Here is a 25094-nt window from a genome sequence, read left to right as displayed (position 1 = left end):
GTCTAGAACGCCTGGCCCAGCGACACCGCGACCGCGACCCGACTGTCGCCCGTTCGCGGATTGATCGGGGTGCCGATATCGAGCCGGATCGGCCCGAAGCTCGAATAATAGCGCACGCCAAGCCCGGCGCCGAACTGCCAGTTGCGAAGATCGGGCCGCGATGTGTCGGTCAACGTCCCGCCGTCGAGGAATGGCACGATTCCGAAATTGCCGCCAAACTGCTTCAGCCGGATCCGTGCCTCAAGGCTGAATTCGGCAAGGCTGCGTCCGCCGATCGGGTCGCCGTCGACATCGCGTAGCCCCAGTTGCTGATAGGCATAACCGCGCACCGATCCGCCGCCGCCAGCGTAGAAACGCCGCGACGGGGCAACATCATCGCGCCGCGCGCCGATGATCGTGCCCAGCCGGATCCGCCCGGCCGCGACGATCCGGTCGGACACAGGGCGATAGGCCGAGGCGTCGAACTGGGCGCGGACATAGGGAAAAGTCCCGCCTTGAAAACTCAGTTCGGGGCTGATCCGCCCGCCAAGCCGGAAGCCGCGTTTCGGATCGAGCAGATCGTCGCTGCCGTCATAGCCGAGACTGGCCGGAATCGCGCCGATGAAGAATGTCCGCCGCCGCGCTTCGCCGGTTGCTCGAACGGTATCGCGCTCATCCGAGGCAATCAGCTCGCCGCCCAGGCTCCAGGTCCATTTCTTCTGCCAGATGAAATTGCTCTGCCGCTCGATCCCGCCCGACAATTGGAACGTCTTCGCGGCATAGGCCTTGCGATCGACATTGCTGGCCGAGATGAGCGCGGTCAGCACCTGGTCGCGCTGGCGGAAATTGCTTCGGCGAAGCGACACTGACGCCAACTGCTCCTGCGTCCCCGCCACCCCGCGCACCGTTAGCGCCCCTTCCGGATTGAAGAAATTGCGATGCTGCCAGCTGGCCTCGACCTTGATCCCCTCGCCCGTGCCATAGCCAAGCTCGCCCGCGATGGTGCGCATCGGCGCAGGCTCGAGATGGACGTCGATGTCGACGATCCGCCCCGCGTCGCGCGGCACGACCTTGGTCTCGACCGACGCCACCAGCCCGGTCGCGACCAGCGCACGCCGCAGATCGTCGACCTGTGACCGCTCAAACTTGTCGCCGCCTTTAAACCGCGCAATCACCCCGACGTGGCGCGCCGAAAATGGCGGCGCGCCGCTGACATGGATCGCGCCGAAATAGGCTACCGGTCCCGGCTGGACCGGAAGCACCAGCTTCGCGGTCAACGTGCTGTGGTCGATGACGATATCCTGCGCGCCAATGTCGGCCGTCGCAAACCCCTGCTCGCCCAGCGCGATCTTGAGCGCGACCCCTGCCGCAATCACCTGCTCGGCAACCACCGGATCGCCGGCCTTGACCGCGAACGCCTCGCGCAATGGCGCCGCTTCTCCGCCCGCTTCGGCGAGCCCGGGAAAATCGACCGTCTCGAACGTGTAGCGCGCGCCCGGCGTGGCGCGCAAAGTCACCGCAATCGTGTCGCCTTCGAGCCCGATCGCCGTATCGACCTCGGCATCATAATAGCCTTGCGACTGGAGCAGGCTGGTCAGCAGATCGGAATCGGCCCGCGCGCGGCGATCGATCTGCGCCGCATTGGCGGGCTTGCGGTCACCTTCGTCGAGCACCGATTGTTTCTTGAACGCATCGAGCAGTTCCACGCTCTCGGCCGCGCCAAGCCCTTCCAGCCGAACCGCATAGCGCCGCGCGGCCGCCGAATCGTCGATCGATACACCGGCATCGGGGGGTTCGATCGACGCCGCATCGCCCGGCGTCGCCACAGGTTCGGGTTCGGGCTTGGCATCGGGCGCATTCATATCGGGCCAGTCGACCCCCAGGTCGGGCATTGCGTCCATCGGCGCATTGGGGTCGAGCTGGGCGGGATCGGGCGCGGGCTGCTGGGCGAGACCCGGCGCATGCAGTGCCACCGCGCACGCTGCCACCGCCAGCAGCCGCGACCGCCTGCGCTTCAATCCACCCGATATCATGATGCCAGCCTAGAGCGCGCACCTGAACAGCGCCAGTCCGTGAAACTGGCTTAGTGCACTGATCCTTCGATATTATTGCTGGCGAGCAGGGCCGACAGCCGTTCAATCTGTCGCCAGTGGCAAAATTTCAGGACATTGCCGACTTGGCGGCTTTGCACCGCGCGCATCGCTGCGGCGAGCGGCGCATCGGGGCCATATTCATCGACCAGTGATACAGCGTCTGTGACGGTGGTCCGCCCGGCGATGAAATAATCCGACATGCATTTGCCTTAGCAAGACAAGCTTTCGCCCCCCCGCACAAACGCCGTCAACGATCCATATACCATCATTTCTTGATCCCCGACGCGCGTCAGGGCATGGGCGATGAATGAACGACAGACCCTCCGCCGCGGGCGGCTTTTACCTCGTCGTCGCGATCTTCGTCGGCTTCGCGATCGGCGCCTATCTCGGGATGGCTTTGGTCGGTGCGATTGCCGGCACGTTGGTCGGCACGCTGATCGCAACCCTGGTATGGCTCAAGGATCGCAAGCGGTCGTCTTAAAGGTTTGTTTCTGTAAGACGGCACCTCTCAAACAAACCCTTAAACGATTTTACGCCCCGCCCAGATTACCCGGCCGATGCAGGCGACATCGCCAATCGCGCAATCGGGCCAGTCCGAATAAGCCGGATTGTCCGATTGTACCGTTACCAGCCGCCCCATCGGGTGCACCGCCAGCCGCTTGACGTGCAGGCTCTCGTCGATCCGCAACACGTATATTCCGTCGCGCAGCGGCCCTGCGGCGTCGCGCCGGTCGATCAGAATGTCGTCCCCGTCATTCAATGTTGGGGCCATTGAGTCGCCCTCGACCCGGATCATCGACAGATGATCGGCCGGTGCGCCGGTCAGCGCCTTGAGCCAGCGGCGGTCGAACGCGAAATAGGGCGTCGCTTCCTCGCTCGACGGAATCGCGCCCGGCCCGGCCGACGCACGCACCGCACTTCGCGCCACAGCGATCATCCCGGACGGCGCGTCGTCAACCGGCTCGGGTCCGCCGAGCAGGCTTTCGGCGATCCCGAAATAGCGCGCCAATTTACCGCGTTCGTCCTCGCGCAATCGGCGCGGCGTACCGCGGCGGATGAATTGCTGGATGTAGGCGGGGTTCTTGCCCAGCAGCCGTGACAGGCCAGCAAAATCCTCGCCACGCTCCGCACATAGGCGCTCTAGCACCTTCCTAGGATCGTTCGGCATATATTTACCATATTCATAGGATACGCCCTAGACAAGTAGGAATTGCGTTGGAAAAAGCCGATTGCCGAGTCGCCTTCCATCGGGGATTTTCCACCGTGCATTTATTGCGAGAAATTGAAGTTTTCCTGCGTTCTTCGGGGGTGCCGGCGGCCCGATTTGGACGCGACGCGTTGAACGATCCGCGCTTTGTTTTCGACCTAAGACGAGGGCGCGAACCGCGTCCACAGACGATCGCGCGGGTGGTCGGGTTCCTGGAGGATGCGCGATGATGAAACTCGCCATGTCGCCCGCTGCGGCCGGGTTGCTACGCGCCTTGCTGGCAAGAGCAGGCGTCGATCGAAATAGGATATTGCTTAGCGATTTCCGATCGATGGACTGGAATTCGCTGACCCTCGCCGGCGAGCGGCACGAGATTATCTTGCGAATCCCGGGCCCGGGCGCGGCCGGCCCGGTGACGTTGCTCGTCGATGGGTTGGAAGAGGCCGATTTCACCATCCCGGGTCAAATCGTCGCCGACATCGCCCTGATCCGGCCACCGAGCGACCAGGCCGATGGCTCGATCTTGGTTGAAATAGAAGCGCTGACGGTTGCGGAGTAAGGCGGCTCAAGCTTGGCGGAGCGAACGACGCAGTTCGGCCAGTGCTTCACTCAGCGCGTCAGACGCATTTGACGAGGGTGCGCGCTTTCCGTTGTCGCTCAAATGGCGGTCGATGCGGGTCAGCAATTGGCCAGCGCTCGGCATCCGCCCATCGGCAAACAATTGCACCACGCGCGACCCGGGCTCGGCCACCGGGAGCGCATCATCGAGCAACAATTCGGCCACGGCGGCGCTGCCCTGCTCCACCAGCGGCTGATCGAGCAACAATATGTCATCCTCGGCCGCCCATGGCTGATCGAGCAATAATTCATCTTCGAGCACCACGCCGCCGAAGTCAGGCAGCGCGAGATGGTGCGCTTCCGCCGGAATGAGCCGCATCGCCGCCCACGCCGCTGCAAATGTCGCCACTCCACCGATCAGCATGGCAGGCGCGATTGGCCAGCCGTTGATCGGAGCCAAGTTGAACGCCGCGAACGCCGCCGCGACAGCCGGGGCCGATGCCCCCGCCACTTCGACCAGCCAGTCCAGCGGTCCACGATCCTGCGCCTTGCTCATGGCCACAGGAATTAGGCCGAAAACCCTTCAATATGGTTAGGACTGCAACGCCTGCGCCAGCGCTTCGGTGAAGGCGGGAACATCATCAGGCTCGCGGCTGGTGATGATATTGCCGTCGGTCACCGCCGCTTCGTCGACCACCTCGCCGCCCGCATTGCGCAAGTCGGTGCGGATCGAGGGCCAGCTCGTCACCCTTTTACCGCGCACCACATCCGCTTCGACCAGCAGCCATGGCCCGTGGCAAATCGCCGCCACTGGCTTGCCCGCATCGGCAAAGGCGCGGATCAGCTCGATGGCGGTCGCCTCAGTGCGCAGTCGATCGGGATTGCCCACCCCGCCGGGCAGCAGCAGCGCATCATAATCGGCTTCGTGTGCGTCCGCGATCAGCAGATCGGGCTCGATCGTTCGTCCCGGCGCGTCGTGCACCGTGCCCAGGATCGCCTCCAGCGCCAGCGACGCCAAGGTCACCGTCGCGCCGCGCGCCATCAATAATTCGCGCGGGCCGAACAATTCGCTTTCCTCGAACCGGTTGGTGGCAACGATCAGCACCTTTTTGCCCTCGAGGTCGCCCATAAACCCGCAATCCCTTTCGAATCGGGAACAACCCGCGCGCTCGCCGCTTGAACCCCCAAACAAAGGGTCAGGCAATATGTTGCGTCATTCAAGCGATAGCGAACCGGGCTACACGCGCCAGCGCAAGGGCGAAAAGTGGGGCTATTTCGACAGCGACACCCGCCTCACCGACCGCGACGAGATCGACCGACTTAACGCGCTTGCCCTTCCTCCGGCGTACACCGACGCATGGTTCTGCAAGAGTGACAATGGCCATATCCAGGCCACTGGCAAGGATGCCCGCGGACGCAAGCAATATCGCTACCACTCCGATTATCGCGCCAAGCAGGATGCCAGTAAATATGCCGGCTGCCTAGAATTCGGCGAGGCACTGCCCAAGATCCGCAAGCGCGTCGAAGCTGATTTGAAGCGCCGCAAGCTCGGCCGCGATCAGGTGCTCGCCGCCGTCGTCCGCTTGCTCGACACCGAGCATATGCGGATCGGCAACGAGCAATATGCCAAGGCCAACAAGAGCTTCGGCGTGTCGACCCTGCGCACCCGCCATCTGGCCAAGAAGAATGGTCGCCTCAAGATCCGCTATACCGGCAAACATGGCATCGTCCACGAGGCGAGCATCACCGACACTGCCCTGAAGCGCGTGGTCGGCAAGTGCCAGGAATTGCCCGGCCAGATGCTGTTCCAATATCTGACCGACGATGGCGAGCCCTGTCCGATCAGCAGTTCGGACGTCAACGATTACATCCGCGAGTCCTCAGGAGGTGATTTCACCGCCAAACATTTTCGCACCTGGGGCGCGAGCGTGATCGCGTTCGAGCAATTGCTGGCCAAGGACGAGGCCGAGAAACTGAGCGTCAAGACGATGATCGAGCCGGTCGCCGAAGCCCTTGGCAACACGGTGACGATCAGCCGCAAGAGCTACGTCCACCCGTCATTGATCGATGCGGTCAAGGATCGCCCCGCCGATCCGCTTCGTGGCATGGCCCGCCCCCGCGCCCGGCGTCGGCTGTCGAGTACCGAGACAGCGTTCCTCAAATTCCTGACCCGCAAACCGCAGAGCAAGAAGGCGGCGGCCTAGCCGGCCCTTGATTGCCCGCGCTGCCTCGGCCATTCGGCGGCGATGAAGAACCCCCAACCGCTCGCCGTCTTCGACTGGCTGGTCGTCAACCGTGACCAGGTTATGATCGGATCGTTGGTCGCGCTCGGACTCGTCGGCCTGATGCTGATCGCCCGGACCATCGGCCAGCGCATGGTCGCCAGCGAAAGCGAGGCCGACCATATTGGCTGGAAAAGCGTCGTCGGCCGGGTGCTGGCGCGAACCACCATCTTCTTCATGGTCGTCGCCGCGATCGACATGGTCGCGGCCTACGCCGCCCCGCCGCCGCGCGCGCAGCATCTGGTCGATGTCGCCTTCATCATCGCCGTCACGCTGCAAGGCGCAATCTGGGCGCGCGAGCTGATCCTCGGCATGATCGCGCGCCGCGTTGGCGACGACCCCGGCGAGACGACGCTTGGCAATGCCACCTCGATCATCCGCGTGCTGGTCAGCGTCGCCTTGTTCGCGCTTGCGATCATCGTCATCCTCGACAATCTCGGGGTCAACGTCACCGCCTTGATCGCCGGCCTTGGGATTGGCGGCATCGCCATCGGCCTCGCCGCGCAGGGCATTTTTTCCGACTTGTTCGCCGCGCTCGCCATCCTGTTCGACCGCCCGTTTCGCCGAGGTGATACGATCCGCTTCGACAAGACCATCGCGAGGGTCGAGCGGATCGGGCTCAAGACGACCCGCATGCGCGCCTTGTCAGGCGAACAGGTGATCATGGCCAACACCAAATTGCTAGAGCGCGAGATCCACAATCTCGCCGATGGCCGCTCGCGCCGCACCATCCTGGTGTTCGGCCTTGCCTACACCACGTCACCCGAAACGCTGGCGCGCGTGGCCGCCATTGCGCAGGCGGCGGTCGAAGGGTGCAAGGGCTGCAAGTTCATCCGCCTTGCGATGACCGGCTTCGCACCGTCGAGCATCGATCATGAACTGATCTTCGAGAATCGCACGCTCGATGCCGACCGCCTTGCCGCCGACCGGTCGGCGATCATGCTGTCGCTGATCACCCGTTTTGCACAGGAAAAGATCGCCTTCGCCCTCCCCGCGCAAATCGCCTTCACTGCCGCGCCCGACGGCACCCTGCTGATGCCCGCCGACGCTGCTCCCGGCGGCTAATCGCCGCGCTTGAGGTCGCGCTCGATCAGTTGGCGGACCTTGGCGATCTTGCCCTGACTGATGCGGATATTCACCAAGCGATACTGCTGCGCCATGAACACTTGCTCCGCCGAAACGCGAAACTCGGGATCGGCTAGCAACTTCGGAATGTCGACGACGACGTTGGCGAAGTCAGTTTTCGCATCAACGAAATAGTCGTCCTTGGTGAAGCTTGGCAGGGCGTAGGTGCTGCTCGACACCATCGGACGAGCGAAGGCGTGGTAGAAACTCACCAGCCCCAGCTGGATATTATTGTCTGATCGCGCGACGACATCGATGCTTTGATCATATTCGACCAATTTGATCCGCAGTTGCTGGTCCCGGATAAGGTCGAGCTTGCCCGAGCTTAACAGGTCGCGGTACGTCCCTGACGGCGGCGGCGGGTCGCCATACAGCAGCCCCAACGCGACTGCATCGCGCACCTTGTCGCGATCATCCGGCCGCACTTGGCCCGCGCGCAAACTGGCCAGCAGCACCTGCTGATTCTTGAGCGACCCGTCGTAGAAATCGGCCAGCGACGCCGCGGCACGGTCGAACCCTTTGAACTCGTTGGACAGCTCGACCAGCACCTGATGCGCGCGCTGCCGGTCCTGCCGGTCGGCGTTCCAGTTCGCCACTTGGATACCGATGAACACGCCGATCACGGTGATCGCCAAATCGAGCGCCACCGCGACCCAATTTTGCCCCCGCACATGTTCGATGATCCGCCGTAATCGCACGCTTATCCCCCTTTACGGCGCAGGCTATCGCCAAACCCGTGCGCTGACCACGCCTTTCCGTAACGTCGGTCGGGTGGGGCTTGTCAGGGGCTTCCCGGCACGCCTAGACCGCTCCCCGATGCCCATCGCCTCCCTTGACGACATTCGCGCTTCGGTCGGCCAGCCGATCGGCACATCCGACTGGATCGAGGTGTCGCAGGATCGCATCGACGCCTTCGCCGAGACCACCGAAGACCGCCAGTTCATCCACATCGACCCCGCCGCCGCCGCGCAGACCCCGTTCGGCGGCACCATCGCCCACGGCTTCCTGTCGCTGTCACTACTCAGCCGCATGGCGGCGGATGCGATGCAGGTGCCGGACACGTGCGTGATGGCGATCAATTACGGTCTCGACCGCGTCCGCTTCATCGCTCCGGTTGGCGCCGGAAAGCGCATTCGCGGCCACTTCACGCTGGCCTCGATCGACGACAAGGCGCCCGGCCAATATCTGTTCCACCACGATGTCTCGGTCGAGATTGAAGGCGAGCCCAAGCCCGCCCTCACCGCCCGCTGGCTCGGCCTCATTTTCACCCAGGAGAAATAATATGTCCGCACGCGACGCCGTCATCGTCTCAACCGCCCGCACCCCGATCGGCCGCGCCTACAAAGGCGCGTTCAATGCGACGCCCGGCGCAACGCTCGGCGCCCTCTCCCTCGCCCCCGCGATCGAACGCGCGGGCATCGAGGCGGGCGAGATCGACGATGTGGTGTGGGGCGCAGTGCTGACCCAGGGCACGCAGTCCGGCAACATTGCCCGCCAGGTCGCGCTTCGCGCCGGCTGCCCGGTCAGCGTCTCGGGCCAGACCATCGATCGCCAGTGCGCGTCGGGCCTGATGGCGATCGCCACCGCCGCCAAGCAGGTGATCATCGACCGCATGGATATCGTCGCCGCGGGCGGGCAGGATTCGGTCAGCATGGTGCAGACGCCCGAAATGCGCGTCTCGGGCGACCCGTCGCTGATCGCGATGCACAAGAATATCTATATGCCGATGCTCGGCACCGCCGAAACGGTCGCCCAGCGCTATGGCATTTCGCGCGAGCGCCAAGACGAATATGCGCTCCGCTCGCAGCAGCGCACCGCTGCCGCGCAGGCCGAGGGCCGCCTCGCCGCCGAGATCGTCCCCGTCACCGCCACGATGGCGGTCAAGGACAAGGAAAGCGGCGCGATCACGATGCACGAGATCACGCTCGACAAGGACGAAGGCAACCGCCCCGACACCAAGCTCGAGGGGCTCGCCGCATTGAACCCCGTGCTCGGCCCCAACACCAGCATCACCGCCGGCAATGCCAGCCAGCTGAGCGACGGCTCATCGGCCTGCATTATTATGGACGCAGCGGCGGCCGAAAAGCGCGGGATCGAACCGCTCGGCCGATACATTGGCATGGCCGTCGCGGGTACCGAGCCTGACGAAATGGGGATCGGCCCGGTGTCCGCCGTCCCCAAATTGCTCGAGCGCTTCGGCCTCAAGATGGACGATATCGGCCTGTGGGAATTGAACGAGGCGTTCGCGGTGCAGGTGCTCTACTGCCGCGACAAGCTCGGCATTCCCGACGAATTGCTCAACGTCGATGGCGGCGCGATCTCGATCGGCCACCCCTACGGCATGAGCGGCGCGCGCCTGACCGGCCACGCCCTAATCGAAGGCAAGCGCCGCGGCGCCCGCTACGTCATCACCACCATGTGCATCGGCGGCGGCATGGGCGCAGCGGGATTGTTTGAGGTCCTGTAGCACTGAGCGCAGCGACACCGGCGCGAAGCGCCGCCGGAGCAGCGCGAAGAGATACGATAGGCCGGCCAGCCTGCCGCAAAGCGGACAGGACTGACATCACGGGGCTTGTTCCCGTGACGGCTTGCCACGCTGACTAGAATAATTGAGTATTGCGCTCCCGCGGGAGAATATTATGCGACTCAAGTACTTAGCGCTATTTGCCACTCTCTCAATTTCTGCGCCCGTACTAGGCTGCGAAATAGACACGCCTACTGATTGGCTCCCAGGGTTTTCCAAACAACAAGTCGAAGAACGACGATCTGAAATACTCACAGCTTGGTCGAATGTGCGCGAAGATTCTCGTATCGAAGCGCTGGTTGAGCACGCTCCGGTCGTATACCTTGCTCGTGTTGTTAAGTCAGACCCGAACATGGAGGCATATCGCTTTTCGACGGTAGTGAAGCCACTGAAACCGATCAAAGGAGCGATGCCCGAAATTCGAAAACTAGAGGGCTCAATGCCTTCTAGCTGCGGAGACCCGAATGGCGATGGCGACGCTCCACTTGCGAAAGTCGGCGAGCTGGTTGTTGTTTTCGAAGGCGTCAAAAAGCATGAGCACAGACCGCGAGGCATCGATAGTGTTCGAATGATAGGCGTTCATTCAGGAGTACTTCTCGACCACGTTCAAGAATGGTTGAGTGAACAACCAGACTACCCACCCGTTCACTAACCCTCACCCCAGATAATCCGCCCCCCGGATCCACCGGCTCGCCATCCATTTGGTCCCGCTCGTCACCGGCAGCCCGGCGTGCAGCATGCGGTCGTCGCGGTTGCCGTCGCTGGTGGCATTGTCGAACAACATCATATCGCCAACCGCGCCGCGCACCTTGAGTTTGAGCGTCGGGAAATGGGTCTCGCCGCCCACGAACTGGTCGTTGAGCCAGATCAACGCGGTCTTGAGGCGCCGTGCCTGGTGATCGGCCCCGAAAATATCGAAATGGGGATGATATTGCTGCCCCGGCGAATAGCGCAGCACGGTCAGCGGTTCGCCCCACCCCGGCTCGGTCCCGCTCGCCGTGGCGATGGTGCGGTTGATCGTCTGGACGACCAGATCCTCGGCCAGCGACGGCGGGGTCGCGGCATCGGCGTCGCGCATCGGATCGATCGCCTCCCGCCCGGCCGAATCGAGGATTTTCGCCTGGTCCAGCCACGGCATCGCCAAGGTCATCAGATAGCGGCACTCGGCTTGGCTGAACAAGGCCGGGAAGATGGCGATATAGGGATCGGCGGATACGATCCTCGGTTCGATCTCGGCCAGTCTCCGTTCGCACGTCAGATGGCTCAGGAAGGCCAGTTGCACCGCCGCGAACCGGTCTTCCGCCGCCAGCTTTTCCAGCATGGTGTGGGCGGCAACCGGGTCAGCCTTGCGGCCGATTCCCGCGGCCGTCAGATAGATTAAAGCGCGGCGGCCATCGACCGACCCGAGCGCCGCCGATTGCTTGACCGCCGCCAGCGCTGCCTTGCGGTCGGGTGGGCATCCGATTCCCAGCAAGCGGGCCTCGGCCAATGCCAGCGCGGCAGTTCCGTCGGTCTTGGCGCGCGCGGCGAGCTGGATCAGGTCGATCATGCCCCGCCACCTGCCCGTTGCCGCACGTCAGCGCAAATAATCCTGCCCCCGAATCCATCGGCTCGCCATCCACTTGGTGCCGCTCGTTACCGGCAATCCAGCATGGATCATGCGCTCGTCGAACGCGCCGCTGTCGCGCACGTTGCGGAACACCAGCAGGTCGCCGACCCCGCCGCGCACCCGCACGTCGATCTTGGGAAAGTCGGTTGCGCCGCCTTCATAATCATCGTTCAGCCAGATCAAGGCGGTCAGGTTGCGGACCGAGACATTGTCCGTCCCGGTGCCGTCATGGTGCGGCCGATATTGCTGTCCGGGGGTATATTTCAGGATGTTGAGCGGCTCGCCCCACCCGGCCTGTGTCCCGCTTGCGGCGGCGATAGTGCGGTTGATTGCCTGCACCACCAGATCCTCGGCGATATGCGGGATGCTGCAGCACTGCGCGTCGCGAACCTCGTCCATCCGCGCCTTGCCATCCAGACCGAGCACCGACGCTTTCTCGAGCCACGGGGTGCCGAGCGCCATCAGATAGCGGCATTCGGCCGAGCTGAAGAGCTTTGGATAGAGTGCGATATACGGGTCGCTCGAGATGATCCGCGGCGTAACCTCGGCGAGCCGCGCTTCGCACGTCAGATGCGCCAGGAACGCCTGCTGGATCGCGGCGAAGCGATCCTCCTTGGCCAGTTCGCCGAGCATCGCGCGCGCCTTGGCTTCATCGGCTGGCCCGCCGATCCCTGCGGCGGTCAGATAGACCCATGCCCGCCGCCCGTCGGGATGGCCGAGCGCCGCCGCCTGCCGCACCGCATCCAGTGCCCTGGCCGAATCCGGCGCAGTCTCGATCCCCAGCAAATGGCGCTCGGCCAAGTCCATTGCTGCTTCGGGGCTGGTCCGCGCGCGGCTTGCAAGGTCGGTCAGGTCGCTCATCCTTGCTGTCTGCCGCCTCCTTGTCCTTTTGTCACGAGCCTCTACCTTTGCCGATCACAGGGGAGTGCCCAATGAGCCCGATCGAACTTGCCGCGCTTGCCGCCTCGACCAGCCTGCTCGCGGGATGGCGCTTGTACCTCGTTACCCTGGTCACGGGCCTCGCGATGAAGTTCGGCTACATTGGGCTGCCCGAACAGCTCCAATCGCTCGATATTCTGACCAATAATTGGGTGCTTGGCGCGGCGGCGGTTGGCACCTTGGCCGAATTCTTCGCTGACAAGATCGCCTGGGTCGATAGCGCGTGGGATGCGGTGCACAGTTTCATCCGGCCAATCGGCGGCGCGTTGCTGTCGGCCGCGATCATCGATAGCGCCGACCCCGCGTGGCAGGTGGTCAGCTTCCTGCTCGGCGGCGGCGCAGCGGCGATCGCCCATGCCGGCAAGGCGGGTGCCCGCACGTTGATCAATGCCAGTCCCGAACCTTATTCCAACATTGCCGTCTCGACGATGGAAGATGTCGCCACCGGCGGGCTGCTCGCGCTGGCCATCGCCAACCCGATTCTCGCTGTGATCGTGTCCGCGCTGCTGGTCTTCCTGTCGATCTGGCTGGTCTATAAGGCGCGCCGCGCGATCAAGGTCGTAATGGCCCATCTCGCCCCGCGCGAGCGCCCGATGAAGGACGTCACGCCGCCACCGGGGGCCTGACGCGCCGCTGGCAACGCTGCCTTGCCTGGCGAATTGTGCTAAGCAGTCCCGGTCGTTCGAAACCGATGGGGGGTGAGATGCAGGGCATTCGGGCATTGGCGGTCGCACTGTCGGCAACCACCTTCATGGGCGTGTCGCCCGTCGAATCCTACAGCCAGGCGCAGCTCGCAATGCTCGATCCGTCGGTGCGCGCGACCGACATGTGCAGCAGCCGCGGCGGTGCCAACGCGATGCGCACGATGCTGGCCGCCGCCGCCGCTGCGGTGCAGCCCGACCCGACCGCAGCGATGCCGCTCTACGACGGGCTCGGCAAGATCGACTTTTCGATCACCACCGCCAATCCGCTTGCCCAGCGCTATTTCAGCCAAGGTCTCGGCTTCGCTTATGGCTTCAACCACGCTGCCGCGATTGCCTCGTTCCGCGCCGCGCAGAAGCTCGATCCGGCCTGCGCGATGTGCTGGTGGGGGGAAGCACTGGCGCATGGCCCCAACATCAACGCGCCGCTTACCCCCGACGCCAACCGGCTCGCGCTGGACAGCATCGCCCGGGCGCAGGCTCTGGCGACCAATGTCACTCCGCCCGAACGCGCGCTGATCATGGCGCTGGCCAAACGCTATTCGGATAAACCCGACGCGGTCCGCGCCACGCTCGACGGTGCTTATGCCGACGCGATGCTGACCGTCGCGGGCTATTACCCCGCGCATGACGACATCGCTTTGCTCGCGGCCGAGGCGGCGATGGACACCTTGCCATGGGATTATTGGGAGGCGGACCGACAAACTGCAAAACCCCGCCTGGGCGAGGCGATCGCGCTGGTCGAGCGGGTCATGGCGCGCAATCCGGCGCATCCGCAGGGCAATCACCTCTACATCCACTTGCTCGAAAACGGGCCCGACCCGAAGCGGGCCGAGGCCGCCGCCGATCGCCTTGCAACGGGGCTCGCGCGGGACGCCGGGCACATGGTCCACATGCCGGCGCACATTTACTATCGGCTTGGCCGCTGGAAGGATTCGATCCGCGTCAATATCGCCGCCGCGCGCCAGGACGAAGCCTATATTCGTGCTTCCAACGACCGGGGCTTCGTGCGTTATGGCTATTATCCGCACAACGTCCATTTCATCGTCACCTCGGCGCAAATGGCGGGGGATTTGCCGACTGCGATCCGCGAGTCGAAACGCCTGATGCAGATCGTCGATGTTGAGACGGCGACCCAGATTGCATGGATCCAGGCGATCCACGCCGCACCCTTTTTCGCAGCGCTGCAATATGCCTCGGCGGCGGAGGTGCTGGCGATGCCTGCCCCCGATCCGCGCCTCGCCTACGTCCTCGCCATGCGCCACTACGCCCGCGCCGTTGCTTATGGGCAGCAACACAACCAGCGCGGGTTCGACGTCGAGATTGCCGCGCTGCAACGCCTCCGCACGTCCGACGCGCTCAAGCCGTTGGTCGACCAGGGCGTTCCCGCACCCGACCTGATCCAACTCGCCGAGCATGTCGCGCGCGGGCGGCTGGCATCGGCGCGGGGCCGTCACGACCAGGCCGCCGAGCACTATCGCAGAGCGGTCGCGATCGAGGACAAGATTCCCTACATGGAGCCGCCATGGTGGTATTATCCGGTGCGCCAGTCGCTCGGCGGCGCGCTCTACCGCGCCGGCCGCTACGACGAAGCGCGCCAGGCCTTTGGCGATGCCCTCGTCCGCGCGCCCAATAACGGCTGGGCGCTGTACGGGCTCGCCGCATCGGAACGGGCGCTGGGCCGGCGCGCGCATGCCGCTGCCGCACAAATGGCGCTTGGTCGGGCGTGGTCAGGCGATCCGCGCTGGCTGCGGATGGAACGGCTTTAAGCGTTGGCGGCGATGAACTTTTCGACGGCTGGCGCGATCCGCTCGCGCCATTTGCGGCCGTTGAAGATGCCGTAATGGCCGACGCCCTTGGCCATGTGATAGATTTTTTTCCCGTCTTTCAGCTTGGTCGCCAGATCGAGTGCGGCCTTGGTCTGGCCAAGCCCTGAAATATCGTCGCGCTCGCCCTCGATCGCCATCAGCGCCGTCTTGGTGATCGCCGCCGGATCGACCTTGCGCCCGCGATGCATCATCTCGCCCTTGGGCAGCAGGTGACGCTGGAACACGACGTCGATCGTCTGCAGGTAAAATTCCGCCGCCATGTCCGCGACCGAGCGATATTCGGCGTAGAAATCGCGCGTTGAATCGGCGCTTTCCTCATCCCCGACGACCAGATGCTTGAACATCTCCCAATGCGAAACGAGATGCGACCCAAGATTCATCGTCATGAAACCCGCCAGTTGCAAAAACCCCGGATAAACCTTTCGCCCGGTGCCTGGATAAATCATCGGCACGGTGGCGATGACGTTGCGCTGGAACCAGCTATGCGGCCGCTCGGTCGCCAGCGTGTTGACCGCGGTCGGCGCCTTGCGGGTATCGATCGGCCCGCCCATCATCGTCAGGCTGGCGGGCGTCGCGGGGTCCTTGTCGGCATTCATCAGCGCAACCGCGGCAAAGGCCGGAACCGCCGGCTGGCACACCGCGAGCATGTGCGTATTGGGACCGATCTTGCCGAGGAATTCGATCAGATAATCGATATAATCATCGAGGTCGAAACCGCCCTGCTCGATCGGCACCAACTTGGCGTCGAGCCAGTCGGTGATATACACATCATGCTTGGGCAGCATCCGCTCGACCGTGCCGCGCAGCAGGGTCGCGAAATGGCCCGACATTGGCGCGACGATCAGCAATTTAGGTTGACCCTCCACCCCGTCCTTCTTGAAATGCTTGAGCCGCCCGAACGGCTTGGTCAGGACGATTTCCTCACTCACCTCGACCAGTTTGCGGCCAACCGCGACCTGCTTGATCCCGAATTCCGGCTTGCCACGCGGGGCGGCGGCATGGGCGAATACGTCGAGGCTGGCCGCGACGATCGGGCCCATTGCGCCATAGGACCAGGGATTGGCGGGGTTGTGGAGCCATCCGGCACCGAAGGATGCGGCCCTGCCGGCCCCTGCCAGCAACGAGCGTTGCACCTCATAGGCGTCGTACAGCATCCAAATTCCTTGAGGTTGTTGATCCGGTGAACCCAGACTGGACCCCATTCACGTCCCGGGCAAGGATAATGCTGCGCTGCACGCATTGCATTGCGGCAATTGAGGCGCGCGCGCCACACTGCTAGGCGACCAAGCCATGGTCACCCGTCCCGAACCGCCCAAGGCGAAAAATCTCTCCGGTCTCAGCATCGTATGGCGCTTCGCCGCGCAATATCGGTTGCAGCTGGTTGCCGCCGGCATTGCCCTGTTGCTCGCCGCCGCCGCGACGTCGGGCGTGCCTTATGCGTTCAAGCTGATCATCGATCGCGGCTTCACGGCCAGTAACGGGCAGACTGGAGATATTGCGCGCTGGTTCGAATATCTGCTGATGCTGGTCGGGGTGATGGCAATCGCCACTGCAGTCCGCTTCTACTTCGTCAGCTGGATCGGCGAGCGGGTCGTCGCCGACATCCGCCTCGCGGTGCACCGCAACCTGCTGCGCCTCGCACCCGGCTTTTTCGAGGAAAATCGCCCCGCTGAAATCGCCAGCCGGATCACCGCCGACACGACCATCATCGAACAGGTCGTCGGCACCACCATTTCGGTCGCGCTGCGCAACATCGTCATGGGCACGGCCTGCGCCATCATTCTGTTCTTTCTCGCCCCCGCTCTCGCGTCGCGCCTGTTGATCGCGATCCCGCTGATCGTCGTCCCGCTGGTCGTTCTGGGCCGCCGGATCCGCGCCATTTCGACCCGCAGCCAGGATCGCATCGCCGACGTCGGCACGATCGCCAGCGAAGTGCTCGGCGCGATGAAAATCGTCCAGGCCTACAATCAGCAGGGCCGCGAGGCGCAGCGCTTCACTGCGGCCACCGAGGAAGTGTTCGCGGTCGCCAAGAAACGCATCCTGCTGCGCGCAATCATGACCGCCGTGGTCATCCTGCTGATGTTCAGCGCGATTACGATGATTATCTGGAAGGGCGCGACCGACGTCGCCGAGGGGCGCATGACCGGCGGGACGATCGCCGCGTTTGTGCTCTACGGCGGGCTGCTTGCGGGCGCATTCGGCGCGCTTAGCGAAGTCTATGGCGATCTGCTCCGCGCATCGGGTGCGTCCGAACGGCTCGCCGAATTGCTCAACGCCAAATCGGACATCACGGCCCCGGCCAACCCTGCCGCAATGCCCGAGCCGTCGCGCGGCGAGCTCGAGTTTCAGCATGTTGGATTCCGTTACCCGACCCGCCTCGAAGTCTCCGCGCTGCACAATTTTTCGCTCAAGGTCCGCCCCAACGAAAAGCTCGCCCTGGTCGGTCCGTCAGGCGCGGGCAAGACCACCATCTTCCAGCTCGCCGAGCGCTTCTACGATCCGCAGGAAGGCCGCATCACGCTCGATGGAGTCGACCTCAAGGACGCCGACCCCGCCGACATTCGCCAGCGGATCGCGATGGTCCCGCAGGAAGTAGTGATCTTCGCCGCCTCCGCCCGCGACAACCTCCGCTACGGCAATTGGGACGCGTCGGAAGACGAGATCTGGGCCGCCGCGCGCGATGCCAATGCCGAAACCTTCCTTCGCCAGCTTCCGCAAGGGCTCGACACGTTCATGGGCGAAGGCGGTGCGCGGCTGTCGGGCGGCCAGCGCCAGCGGCTCGCCATCGCCCGCGCCTTGCTCCGCCGCGACGCGCCCTTGCTGTTGCTCGACGAGGCGACCAGCGCGCTCGATGCCGAAAGCGAGGCTGCGGTGCAGGGCGCGCTCGAACATTTGATGGAGGGCCGCACAACGATCGTCATCGCCCACCGCCTCGCCACTGTCCGCGCGGCCGACCGGATCATCGTGATGGACGGCGGCAAGATCGTCGAAGAGGGCAAGCATTCTGAACTGGCGTCGGCCGGCGGCCTATATGCGCGGCTCGCCAAACTCCAGTTCCAGGGCGAAGCGGCTTAAGCTCAGCGTTTCCGCTTCTTGGGCGGGCGGCTCTGCACATAAGTCTCGGGCAATTCGGCGAGCAGCAGATAATTGCGATTGTCGGTGTCCAGCACCCGGAAGCGGCGTTGCGCGGCGCCAAGCATTTCGCGCCGCGTGACGATGCCGTTGAGATCGGTATCCATACCCAGCACCGGCTCGGGGATCCCGATGATCCCATAGCGGCTGGCTCCCGATCCGATATAGGCGTCCTTGCGCCGGTTCCACACTTCCGGGACATGCGACGTCAGATCGTCGGTCTGGACTTGCAGCAGGCCGAGCGCTGGTCCGCGACCGCCGCGACCGCCGTCAGCCTTCCCGTCGATCGACCCCAAGATGCCGGTGCGCACCTCGGGCGCGACCTCATTTTCGTAACGCTTGATCTCGACACTGGTCAGCTGTTCATTCTGGTCAAGATCGAGGGTCTTGAAGAACCGCGCTGCGTCGAGCACGAATTCGACCTCGGTCAGCTTGCCGTCACGGTTGGTGTCGGCCCCGGCAAACCAGGCCGCGACCGGGTAAGGCTCGCTCGCCGCAGCCCGGAATGGCTCGCCCGAGGGGGCTATGAATATCTGGGTCAGCGGTTCGCTGGTCGCCGGGCCGGACGGCGCGGCCGCGCTGGCCAACGCCGGGAAAGCGAGCGCCAGATGAAGCATTCCCAAGCAAACTGAAACGCGCGACATTGTCAAAATTCCCCGATCATAAGCGCACGATATGGCGCCGCGATGTTGAATGCGCGCTGACCACGCCGGAATCAATCGCCACCAACTTTATTCGCGCGGTCATGCAACCAAAGTGCCCATTCAAGCGAATCTCATTCATTGAAAGTGCAGCCGGCCATGCTATCGGCGCCGCGAATGATGGAGATTGAAGATGACCAACCAAGCGTTTGATCGCCGCGCCTTTTTCGGCCTTGCCGGGACGACCGCGGTCGGGGCTCTGGTCGCCGCCAGCGTGGGCACCGGCACCAGCCAGGCCGCCAAGCCCGCATATCAAGTCACGTTCACGCCCGCCGAGTGGAAGCAGAAGCTTGGGGGCGCGCGCTTCAACATCCTCCGCCAGGAAGGCACCGAGCGGCCGTACAGTTCGCCACTCAACAAGGAAAAGCGTCGCGGCATTTACACCTGCGCCGGCTGCGACCTGCCAGTGTTCGCCTCGACCACCAAGTTCGACAGCGGCACTGGCTGGCCCAGTTTCTTCGATGCGATCCCGCGCGCCGTCCTCTACAAGAATGACAACAGCCTGCTGATGGACCGCACCGAGGAACATTGCCGTCGCTGCGGCGGGCATCTTGGCCACGTGTTCGACGATGGACCCAAGCCGACCGGCAAGCGCCACTGCATCAACGGCCTGTCATTGAACTTCCGCCCCGCCTGACCGTGCTGGCGCCGCGCTGCCAGGCGTCGGCGCGGTTCCTTACTCAAAACCGCGCGTAGGCCTCATTGCCGACGAACCCCATCGCTGTGACATGCGCGCGCTTGGTCATTGCGAGGACCTGATCGACGCGCTCGTAGCGCGCGGCGGGGTCGGGCTGGAGGTGAAGTTCGGGGATCGGCGCCATCGCCTGCGTTGCAGCCAGCGTCGCCATCAATTCGCGATCGCTCGCTGCCATGCCGTTCCACCGCGTCACTCCGTCGGCGTCGATGGTCAGCAGGTTGCGCACCGGGTTGGTTTCGATCACCCGCGGCTTTCCAGGCAGGTCGATCTTTACGGCATCGCTTTGGATCGGGATGGTGATGATGAACATGATCAGCAGCACCAGCATCACGTCGATCAGCGGCGTGGTGTTCATCTCCATCATCGGCTGCGGCTCGCGAACGGCAATCTGCATGGCGACCTCCATCAGTGATGTGATAACATCTCGCAATTTGCGCCATGCGTCAACCGCGTTTCTTGTTCGGCACAGCGGCCAACAGACCTGCAGGCCGATCCGTCGCCGCCACGAAAAAGGGCGGCCCCGTCGGGACCGCCCTGATCGCGTGTATCGCCGAAGCGAACGCTAGAACTTCATATAGGCTTCGTTGCCGACGAACCCCATCTTTTCGACCTTGGCGAGCTTGGTCACCGCCAGCACTTCGTCGACCAGCCCGTACGGGGCTTCGGCTTCGGGCTGGAGATGAAGCTCGGGAACCGGGTTCATCTGCTGCGACACGTCGAGATATTTGCGCAACGTTACCTGGTCGATAGGGCTGCCGTTCCACAGGATGACGCCTGGTTGGGTGATGACGATCTTGTTCTTGATCGGATCAACCGGCGGCGGCGTATTATTCTGCTGGTTAACCGGCAAGTCGAGCTTCACCGCATGCGTCTGCGGCGGGATGGTGATGATGAACATGATGATCAACACGAGCAGCACGTCGATCAACGGCGTCATGTTCATTTCCAGCATCGGCTCGGCCGAACTATTGTCGCTGGTAGTTTGCATTGCCATCGAAAATTGCTCCTAAAGCCGGGTGGTTACGCCGCCCGGGGGCGGTTCGGAAATGAACCCGACCCGCGCAAAACCAGCGCGTTGCATGGTGAAGACGGCCCCGCCAATGCAACGGTAAGGCGTGTTTACGTCGCCGCGGATATGCGCTTCGGGCATATTTTCCTCGGTAACATTCTCGACCCCGCCGACGTCCTTGATCAAATCTTCGAGCTTCTTGACCGCGCGGTCGAGCAGTTCGTCGGAATTGACTTTTTTCAGATCCCAATAGACGCCGCACGTTCCGTCGGGCTCGCCGCGGACCGAGAGGTTGACGTTTTCGGGCTTGGTCTGGGTCGCTTCATACCGCACGTTGGGCAGCTTGACCGGAACGGTCTGCAACACCACCGGAACGGTGATCAGGAAGATGATCAGCAGCACCAGCATCACGTCGACCAGCGGCGTGGTATTGATGTCGGACATGGGGACGTCTTCGTCGCCGTCCGAATTACCCATACTAATTGCCATGGCTTGGCTTTCCTAGAAAATTCATTGGCTATTCCCGGTCCCGGGGTCGGCCACGCGGACCAACCCCGGTAATGTGGAAGATAGCTTAGCTGACGCGGTCGGTGGACGGGTTGGCTTGCGCGCCCGTCGAAGTCAGTCCGGCGCGAAGCGGCTCGCTGCCGCGCTGGGTCGGGGCTGCCGACGACTTGGTCTGGGCAGCGCCCTTGACCGCCGGTCCGGCCATCACCGGCTTCACTGCCCCGGCCGAGGCGAGATAGCCATGGACGTCATTGGTGAAGGCCGACAGATCTTCGGTGACGGTCTTGTTGCGCCGGATCAGCCAGTTGTAGGCGAGCACGGCCGGAACCGCGACGACCAGACCGAGGGCGGTCATGATCAGCGCTTCGCCGACCGGGCCGGCGACGGTGTCGATCGACGCCTGGCCCGATGCACCGATCTTGATCAGCGCGCGGTAGATGCCGATGACGGTGCCGAACAGGCCGATGAACGGCGCGGTCGAACCAACGGTGGCGAGGAAGGCGAGGCCTTCGCCGAGACGGGCACCAATCGCACCCTGCGAACGGGCCAGGCTGCCGGCCACCCATTCATGCTGGTCGACCGGGTCGGTCAGCTTGCTGTGCTGGTCCTGCGCCACGAGCGCATCTTCGACGATCGAGCGATAAGCGCTCTTGGCGTCGAGCTTGGTCGATGCTTCACGCAGGTTGGGCGAGTTCCAGAAACTCGCGCGGACCTTTTTGCCCTGCTGGATAATCTTCTGCTGCTGCAGAAACTTGGTGAACAGGATGTAGAAGGTGCCGACCGACATCCCTACGAGGATGATGAACGTCGCCCACGAAATGAGCCCGCCTTCTTGAAGCGCCTGCAACAGGCCATACGGGTTTTTTTCGGCTGCAGGAGCGGCAGCGGTTGCCGCGGCAAGCATGATGTCGAGTGGTGCCATGGTTATCTTCCTTTGAAATTCTTATCGATTGGTAGGTTTAGGCGAAGGGTCGATGAACTTAACCGGACAGCTGCCAGGTAATCGGCGGCGTACTATAGGTATCGCTGATCGGATTGCCCGTCTGGTCCTTGGCCGGGGTGAACTTGGCCCGCCGCTGAAGGACACTGCAGGTTGCCCGGTCAAGCGCGCTATTGCCGGTCGACTTGGTAATCGAACAGGACGTCACGCGCCCGTTGGCGCCAATCTCAAGTCGTGCCCGAGCCGTGCCGGTGGCACCCGAATCGCGTGCCGAATCCGGATAATCCTCTTCACTGAACAGGCTACGAACGTCGCCCTTGGAGCTTGCCGCCTGCGATACCCGCGGCGCGGGTGGAGCGGGCGGTGCCGGCGGTGCTGCGATCGGAGTCGGCGGCATCGGCGGCTGCATCATCGGAGTCGTCTGAATCTGCAGCGGCGGCGAATCAAGCCGCACCAACGGTGGCGGCGCGCTAACCATCGGCGGCGGCGGAAGCGGCGTATCTTCCGGGGGTGGTGGCTCCTCGGGGGGTGGCGGCTCTTCCTCAACGTCAAATGTCTTCAGGTCTTCGGCGGCTTTTTTGACAAAGCTCGACGCAAGACCGCTGATCAGCGCGAAACCCAACGCGAACGTGATGAGCGCCGATAGAATGATCGACAGCGTCCGGTTTTTCTCGAGCTGTTTGCGATTGGCGTAAGACATTAAGCCGCAATTCTCCTTCTTGCCCGGGAAATGAACCCCCGGATGTGACCGGACCCAAAACGCGCGTCCCGCCCTATTTGGAACCGCCGATGTATCAACATATCATCGACTGGATGCGCGTTTCCTTAATCAAGGCAAAATGGCGGCGCAACGCATTTTGTTCCGTAACGATTATTGATGCGCCCTCAATGGGGGTTGAGTCCAGTGAAGGATGCAATCTCGATTCCGACTTTTCTGGCGTCACCATAAATGTCCGGTTTGGCGCTTGAAACCCGCAGCGCCTTGATCCCGTGCATTGCGCTCAGCCTCTGGTAAATGGCGTGAACCAATGTCTCCTGCAGGTTGTAGCGTCGCGCGCCGGCCAGCCGGATCACTTCGTTGCGAAGGAAGTCATAATCCCACGCGCCTTGCGGATTATCGTCGGCTGGCGGCTCGAGTTCGTTCAACCATAATTCGACCGTCACCAGCAATTTTTGCGGTTTTCCGATTTCGAAATCGTGAAATCCGATGTCGGTTTGCACTTCGAGCGAATCGAGCATGATCTTGCTCGATTGCACCTTCAGCGTGTCGGGGATGATGCCCTGCAATGCGGCAATCTCGGTCATTTCGTCTCCAAATACTGAACATCGCGCGGCAATGCCCAGAATCTTTGGCCGCTGTCGATGGTGATCGTCTGGCCGGTTACTGCGATTGCGGCGACCAGATAGCGCAATGCCTCGACCACGTCGCCTGGCTCGACCCCGCGCTGCAGCGGATTGAAGCGATGCGTCGCTTCGAAATTGGCATCATCCTGCCCACTGGATTTGAGCATCAGCGCCGGCGCGATTGCATTGACCCTGATCGCCTTGCCGGCCAGCGCGCGAGCACTCAATTCGGTCAGCCCGGCAAGCGCCATCTTCGACAAGGTGTAGCTTAGATAATCCGGGTTGGGCGCGCTCAGTTTCGAATCGAGGATATTGACCACCAGCCCGCCATCCGCGTCCGCCTGCTCGGCAAAAGCGCGCGTGAGCAACGTCGGTGCCCGCACATTGATCGCCATATGCGACTCGAATTGCGACCCGTCGAAACCCATCAGTTCATCGCTCGCAAATCGCGCCGCGCAATTGACCAGCAGCTCGACCGTCCCCGCTGCCGCCGCGAAAATCCGCGCTGCACAATCCGCCTCGGCCAGGTCCGCCGCAACACGCACTGCGCCCGCTGGCACGTCATCGTGGTCATGATGGACATGCGCCACCACTGCCCAGCCATCGGCCAGCAGCGCTTCGGCAATCGCCCGCCCGACACGTTTGCTGGCGCCGGTAACGATTGCGGTTCGGGTCGGACGATCGCTCATCCCAAGCGGATTGCGTCGGCTCGCGCGCAATGACAAGAGCGAGCCATGCCCGAGACCCATCCGCCCATTGCCGTCACCGGCCGCTCGCTTAGCGATCTGGCGACGCTGATCGGCGCGCGATCGCATCCCCCGGTCGATCGCTGGAACCCCGAACATTGCGGCAATTCGGACATGCGAATCGCCGCCGACGGAACCTGGTTTCACATGGGCACGCCGATCACTCGCCCGGCAATGATCCGTCTATTTTCGACCGTGCTCCGCCGCGAACCCGATGGCAGTCACGTCCTCGTCACCCCGGTCGAGAAACTTACCATCGAGGTTGAGGTCACCGCGTTTCGCGCCATCGCCATGACCAGCGAAGGCGATCGCGAAGCGCGCAATATCGCGTTCGAGCTCGACAGCGGCGATGCGATCATTCTCGGCCCCGATCATCCGCTGACCGTCACCGACCACGGCACCGGCCCAAGCCCCCGCCTCGCCGTCCGCCACGGGCTCGAGGCGCTGATCGCCCGCCCGCTTTATTACGAACTGGCCGACATCGCGCTCGCCGAGGGCCACCAGCCTCCCGGCATCTGGAGCAAGGGCTCCTTCTTCGCGCTCGCATGAGGGCCATTCCAAGCGATCTTGCCGCGCGCCTGAAGGCCGCACTCGCCTTGCCGCCGCCGACGGGCCTGCTGCGCGGCGATCTGGTCGAATTGCCCGATGCCGATTTGCAGCCTGCCGCAGTGCTGGTCGCGATCACCGACCGCTTCGATCCCGGCCTCCATCTCACCGTGCGCCGCGCGGATATGCGCCGTCACGCCGGCCAGGTCGCCTTCCCCGGCGGCCGTCTCGATGCGGGGGAGGACGCCATCACCGCCGCGCTGCGGGAGGCGGAGGAGGAGATTGATCTGCCGCGCAATGCAGTGACCTTGCTCGGGACCGCCGACTCCTATCGCACGGTGACCAACTTCATCGTCACCCCGGTGGTCGGCCTGGTCGCGCCCGACCTGTCGCTCTCGCCCCACGAGCATGAAGTCGCCGACCTGTTCGAAGCGCCCTTGTCCTTCGTGCTCGATCCCGCCAACCAGCAATGCATGACGGCGGACTTCCAGGGGGCGACCCGCACTTATTACCAGATCAACTGGCAGGGCCGCCGAATCTGGGGCGCGACTGCGGCGATGCTCGTCAATCTCACGCGGCGGCTCGAATTGCTGTGAAGCTCGATGCACAACGCTGGCGCGCCAAGC

31 protein-coding genes are annotated in these 25094 nt (G+C 63.5%); 14 read left to right on the top strand and 17 right to left on the bottom strand.

Annotation, left to right across the window (positions count from 1 at the left end):
- Positions 1-2: 2 nt before the first annotated feature.
- The gene (locus tag RMN73_RS10880) at positions 3-2012 is read right to left on the bottom strand and encodes a BamA/TamA family outer membrane protein (protein WP_309603350.1); all 2010 of its coding nucleotides are present in this window, start codon (positions 2010-2012) and stop codon (positions 3-5) included.
- Positions 2013-2062: 50 nt separating this feature from the next.
- Positions 2063-2272 (bottom strand): hypothetical protein, encoded by a 210-nt coding sequence (locus RMN73_RS10875; protein WP_309603349.1) that lies wholly within the window; start codon positions 2270-2272, stop codon positions 2063-2065.
- 107 nt (positions 2273-2379) lie between these two features.
- Here RMN73_RS10875 and RMN73_RS10870 point away from each other — a divergent pair, with 107 nt between their 5' ends.
- Positions 2380-2553, top strand: coding sequence for a hypothetical protein (locus tag RMN73_RS10870; RefSeq protein ID WP_309603348.1), 174 nt, complete (start codon positions 2380-2382; stop codon positions 2551-2553).
- 39 nt (positions 2554-2592) lie between these two features.
- Here RMN73_RS10870 and RMN73_RS10865 read toward each other — a convergent pair whose 3' ends face one another.
- A complete protein-coding gene (locus RMN73_RS10865; protein WP_309603347.1) occupies positions 2593-3240 on the bottom strand; it encodes a S24 family peptidase in 648 nt (215 codons plus the stop codon).
- A gap of 47 nt (positions 3241-3287) precedes the next feature.
- Between RMN73_RS10865 and RMN73_RS10860 the strand changes: the two genes are divergently transcribed.
- Both RMN73_RS10860 and RMN73_RS10855 read left to right on the top strand, forming a co-directional pair.
- The gene (locus tag RMN73_RS10860; RefSeq protein ID WP_309603346.1) at positions 3288-3509 is read left to right on the top strand and encodes a hypothetical protein; all 222 of its coding nucleotides are present in this window, start codon (positions 3288-3290) and stop codon (positions 3507-3509) included.
- Positions 3506-3838, top strand: coding sequence for a hypothetical protein (locus RMN73_RS10855; RefSeq protein ID WP_309603345.1), 333 nt, complete (start codon positions 3506-3508; stop codon positions 3836-3838). The genes RMN73_RS10860 and RMN73_RS10855 overlap by 4 nt, the downstream gene beginning before the upstream one ends.
- Positions 3839-3844: 6 nt before the next feature.
- Here RMN73_RS10855 and RMN73_RS10850 read toward each other — a convergent pair whose 3' ends face one another.
- Positions 3845-4393 (bottom strand): hypothetical protein, encoded by a 549-nt coding sequence (locus RMN73_RS10850; RefSeq protein WP_309603344.1) that lies wholly within the window; start codon positions 4391-4393, stop codon positions 3845-3847.
- Positions 4394-4429: 36 nt separating this feature from the next.
- On the bottom strand, positions 4430-4966 hold the full coding sequence (locus RMN73_RS10845; RefSeq protein ID WP_309603343.1) for a type 1 glutamine amidotransferase domain-containing protein: 537 nt from the start codon (positions 4964-4966) through the stop codon (positions 4430-4432).
- A gap of 76 nt (positions 4967-5042) precedes the next feature.
- Between RMN73_RS10845 and RMN73_RS10840 the strand changes: the two genes are divergently transcribed.
- Both RMN73_RS10840 and RMN73_RS10835 read left to right on the top strand, forming a co-directional pair.
- Positions 5043-6041 (top strand): DNA topoisomerase IB, encoded by a 999-nt coding sequence (locus RMN73_RS10840; RefSeq protein WP_309603342.1) that lies wholly within the window; start codon positions 5043-5045, stop codon positions 6039-6041.
- A 42-nt stretch (positions 6042-6083) separates the two neighbouring features.
- A complete protein-coding gene (locus tag RMN73_RS10835; protein ID WP_309603341.1) occupies positions 6084-7184 on the top strand; it encodes a mechanosensitive ion channel domain-containing protein in 1101 nt (366 codons plus the stop codon).
- On the opposite strand, the gene RMN73_RS10830 is transcribed toward RMN73_RS10835, so the two are convergent.
- Positions 7181-7942 (bottom strand): hypothetical protein, encoded by a 762-nt coding sequence (locus RMN73_RS10830; RefSeq protein ID WP_309603340.1) that lies wholly within the window; start codon positions 7940-7942, stop codon positions 7181-7183. The genes RMN73_RS10835 and RMN73_RS10830 overlap by 4 nt on opposite strands.
- Positions 7943-8060: 118 nt before the next feature.
- On the opposite strand from RMN73_RS10830, the gene RMN73_RS10825 reads away from it, so the two are divergent.
- From RMN73_RS10825 to RMN73_RS10815, 3 genes are all read left to right on the top strand, one after another.
- Positions 8061-8525 (top strand): MaoC family dehydratase, encoded by a 465-nt coding sequence (locus tag RMN73_RS10825; RefSeq protein ID WP_309603339.1) that lies wholly within the window; start codon positions 8061-8063, stop codon positions 8523-8525.
- Between the two features lies 1 nt (position 8526).
- On the top strand, positions 8527-9711 hold the full coding sequence (locus RMN73_RS10820; protein WP_309603338.1) for an acetyl-CoA C-acyltransferase: 1185 nt from the start codon (positions 8527-8529) through the stop codon (positions 9709-9711).
- Positions 9712-9853: 142 nt separating this feature from the next.
- On the top strand, positions 9854-10420 hold the full coding sequence (locus RMN73_RS10815; protein ID WP_309603337.1) for a hypothetical protein: 567 nt from the start codon (positions 9854-9856) through the stop codon (positions 10418-10420).
- A 3-nt stretch (positions 10421-10423) separates the two neighbouring features.
- On the opposite strand, the gene RMN73_RS10810 is transcribed toward RMN73_RS10815, so the two are convergent.
- Both RMN73_RS10810 and RMN73_RS10805 read right to left on the bottom strand, forming a co-directional pair.
- A complete protein-coding gene (locus RMN73_RS10810; protein WP_309603336.1) occupies positions 10424-11317 on the bottom strand; it encodes a 2OG-Fe(II) oxygenase in 894 nt (297 codons plus the stop codon).
- A 27-nt stretch (positions 11318-11344) separates the two neighbouring features.
- A complete protein-coding gene (locus tag RMN73_RS10805; protein ID WP_309603335.1) occupies positions 11345-12238 on the bottom strand; it encodes a 2OG-Fe(II) oxygenase in 894 nt (297 codons plus the stop codon).
- A gap of 71 nt (positions 12239-12309) precedes the next feature.
- Here RMN73_RS10805 and RMN73_RS10800 point away from each other — a divergent pair, with 71 nt between their 5' ends.
- Together RMN73_RS10800 and RMN73_RS10795 are read left to right on the top strand one after the other, a co-directional pair.
- On the top strand, positions 12310-12942 hold the full coding sequence (locus RMN73_RS10800; RefSeq protein WP_309603334.1) for a DUF4126 domain-containing protein: 633 nt from the start codon (positions 12310-12312) through the stop codon (positions 12940-12942).
- A gap of 77 nt (positions 12943-13019) precedes the next feature.
- On the top strand, positions 13020-14786 hold the full coding sequence (locus tag RMN73_RS10795) for a hypothetical protein (RefSeq protein ID WP_309603333.1): 1767 nt from the start codon (positions 13020-13022) through the stop codon (positions 14784-14786).
- Here RMN73_RS10795 and RMN73_RS10790 read toward each other — a convergent pair.
- Positions 14783-16000, bottom strand: a complete 1218-nt coding sequence (locus tag RMN73_RS10790) for a polyhydroxyalkanoate depolymerase (protein WP_309603332.1) — start codon at positions 15998-16000, stop codon at positions 14783-14785. The genes RMN73_RS10795 and RMN73_RS10790 overlap by 4 nt on opposite strands.
- Before the next feature lie 136 nt (positions 16001-16136).
- On the opposite strand from RMN73_RS10790, the gene RMN73_RS10785 reads away from it, so the two are divergent.
- A complete protein-coding gene (locus RMN73_RS10785) occupies positions 16137-17921 on the top strand; it encodes an ABC transporter transmembrane domain-containing protein (RefSeq protein WP_309603331.1) in 1785 nt (594 codons plus the stop codon).
- Between the two features lie 2 nt (positions 17922-17923).
- On the opposite strand, the gene RMN73_RS10780 is transcribed toward RMN73_RS10785, so the two are convergent.
- Positions 17924-18601, bottom strand: coding sequence for a hypothetical protein (locus RMN73_RS10780; protein WP_309603330.1), 678 nt, complete (start codon positions 18599-18601; stop codon positions 17924-17926).
- Positions 18602-18812: 211 nt separating this feature from the next.
- Between RMN73_RS10780 and msrB the strand changes: the two genes are divergently transcribed.
- On the top strand, positions 18813-19316 hold the full coding sequence (gene msrB, locus RMN73_RS10775) for a peptide-methionine (R)-S-oxide reductase MsrB (protein ID WP_309603329.1): 504 nt from the start codon (positions 18813-18815) through the stop codon (positions 19314-19316).
- 43 nt (positions 19317-19359) lie between these two features.
- On the opposite strand, the gene RMN73_RS10770 is transcribed toward msrB, so the two are convergent.
- The 7 genes from RMN73_RS10770 to RMN73_RS10740 all read right to left on the bottom strand — a co-directional run bounded on the left by RMN73_RS10770 (position 19360) and on the right by RMN73_RS10740 (position 23865).
- Complete coding sequence (locus tag RMN73_RS10770; RefSeq protein ID WP_309603328.1) at positions 19360-19770, bottom strand: biopolymer transporter ExbD; 411 nt, start codon at positions 19768-19770, stop codon at positions 19360-19362.
- Positions 19771-19938: 168 nt separating this feature from the next.
- On the bottom strand, positions 19939-20370 hold the full coding sequence (locus RMN73_RS10765) for a biopolymer transporter ExbD (protein WP_309603327.1): 432 nt from the start codon (positions 20368-20370) through the stop codon (positions 19939-19941).
- A 12-nt stretch (positions 20371-20382) separates the two neighbouring features.
- On the bottom strand, positions 20383-20874 hold the full coding sequence (locus RMN73_RS10760) for a biopolymer transporter ExbD (RefSeq protein WP_309603326.1): 492 nt from the start codon (positions 20872-20874) through the stop codon (positions 20383-20385).
- 85 nt (positions 20875-20959) lie between these two features.
- A complete protein-coding gene (locus RMN73_RS10755) occupies positions 20960-21796 on the bottom strand; it encodes a MotA/TolQ/ExbB proton channel family protein (protein WP_405051562.1) in 837 nt (278 codons plus the stop codon).
- A 76-nt stretch (positions 21797-21872) separates the two neighbouring features.
- Entirely contained in the window at positions 21873-22532 is a 660-nt protein-coding gene (locus RMN73_RS10750; protein ID WP_309603324.1) for an energy transducer TonB, read from the bottom strand.
- A gap of 185 nt (positions 22533-22717) precedes the next feature.
- Positions 22718-23137: a dihydroneopterin aldolase gene (locus RMN73_RS10745; protein ID WP_309603323.1), complete on the bottom strand. Its 420-nt coding sequence runs from the start codon at positions 23135-23137 to the stop codon at positions 22718-22720.
- Positions 23134-23865 carry an SDR family oxidoreductase gene (locus RMN73_RS10740; RefSeq protein ID WP_309603322.1) on the bottom strand — a complete coding sequence of 244 codons (732 nt, stop codon included), beginning with the start codon at positions 23863-23865 and terminating at the stop codon, positions 23134-23136. The genes RMN73_RS10745 and RMN73_RS10740 overlap by 4 nt, the downstream gene beginning before the upstream one ends.
- Positions 23866-23910: 45 nt before the next feature.
- Between RMN73_RS10740 and RMN73_RS10735 the strand changes: the two genes are divergently transcribed.
- Positions 23911-24471, top strand: coding sequence for a DUF1285 domain-containing protein (locus RMN73_RS10735; protein WP_309603321.1), 561 nt, complete (start codon positions 23911-23913; stop codon positions 24469-24471).
- Complete coding sequence (locus RMN73_RS10730) at positions 24468-25064, top strand: CoA pyrophosphatase (RefSeq protein ID WP_309603320.1); 597 nt, start codon at positions 24468-24470, stop codon at positions 25062-25064. The genes RMN73_RS10735 and RMN73_RS10730 overlap by 4 nt, the downstream gene beginning before the upstream one ends.
- Positions 25065-25094: the final 30 nt, after the last annotated feature.

Source organism: Sphingomonas sp., from assembly GCF_031372575.1.
Classification (GTDB): Bacteria; Pseudomonadota; Alphaproteobacteria; order Sphingomonadales; family Sphingomonadaceae; genus Sphingomicrobium.
The sequence above is the reverse complement of the archived record's forward strand: the minus strand, read 5'-3'. Positions and strand labels throughout refer to the sequence as shown.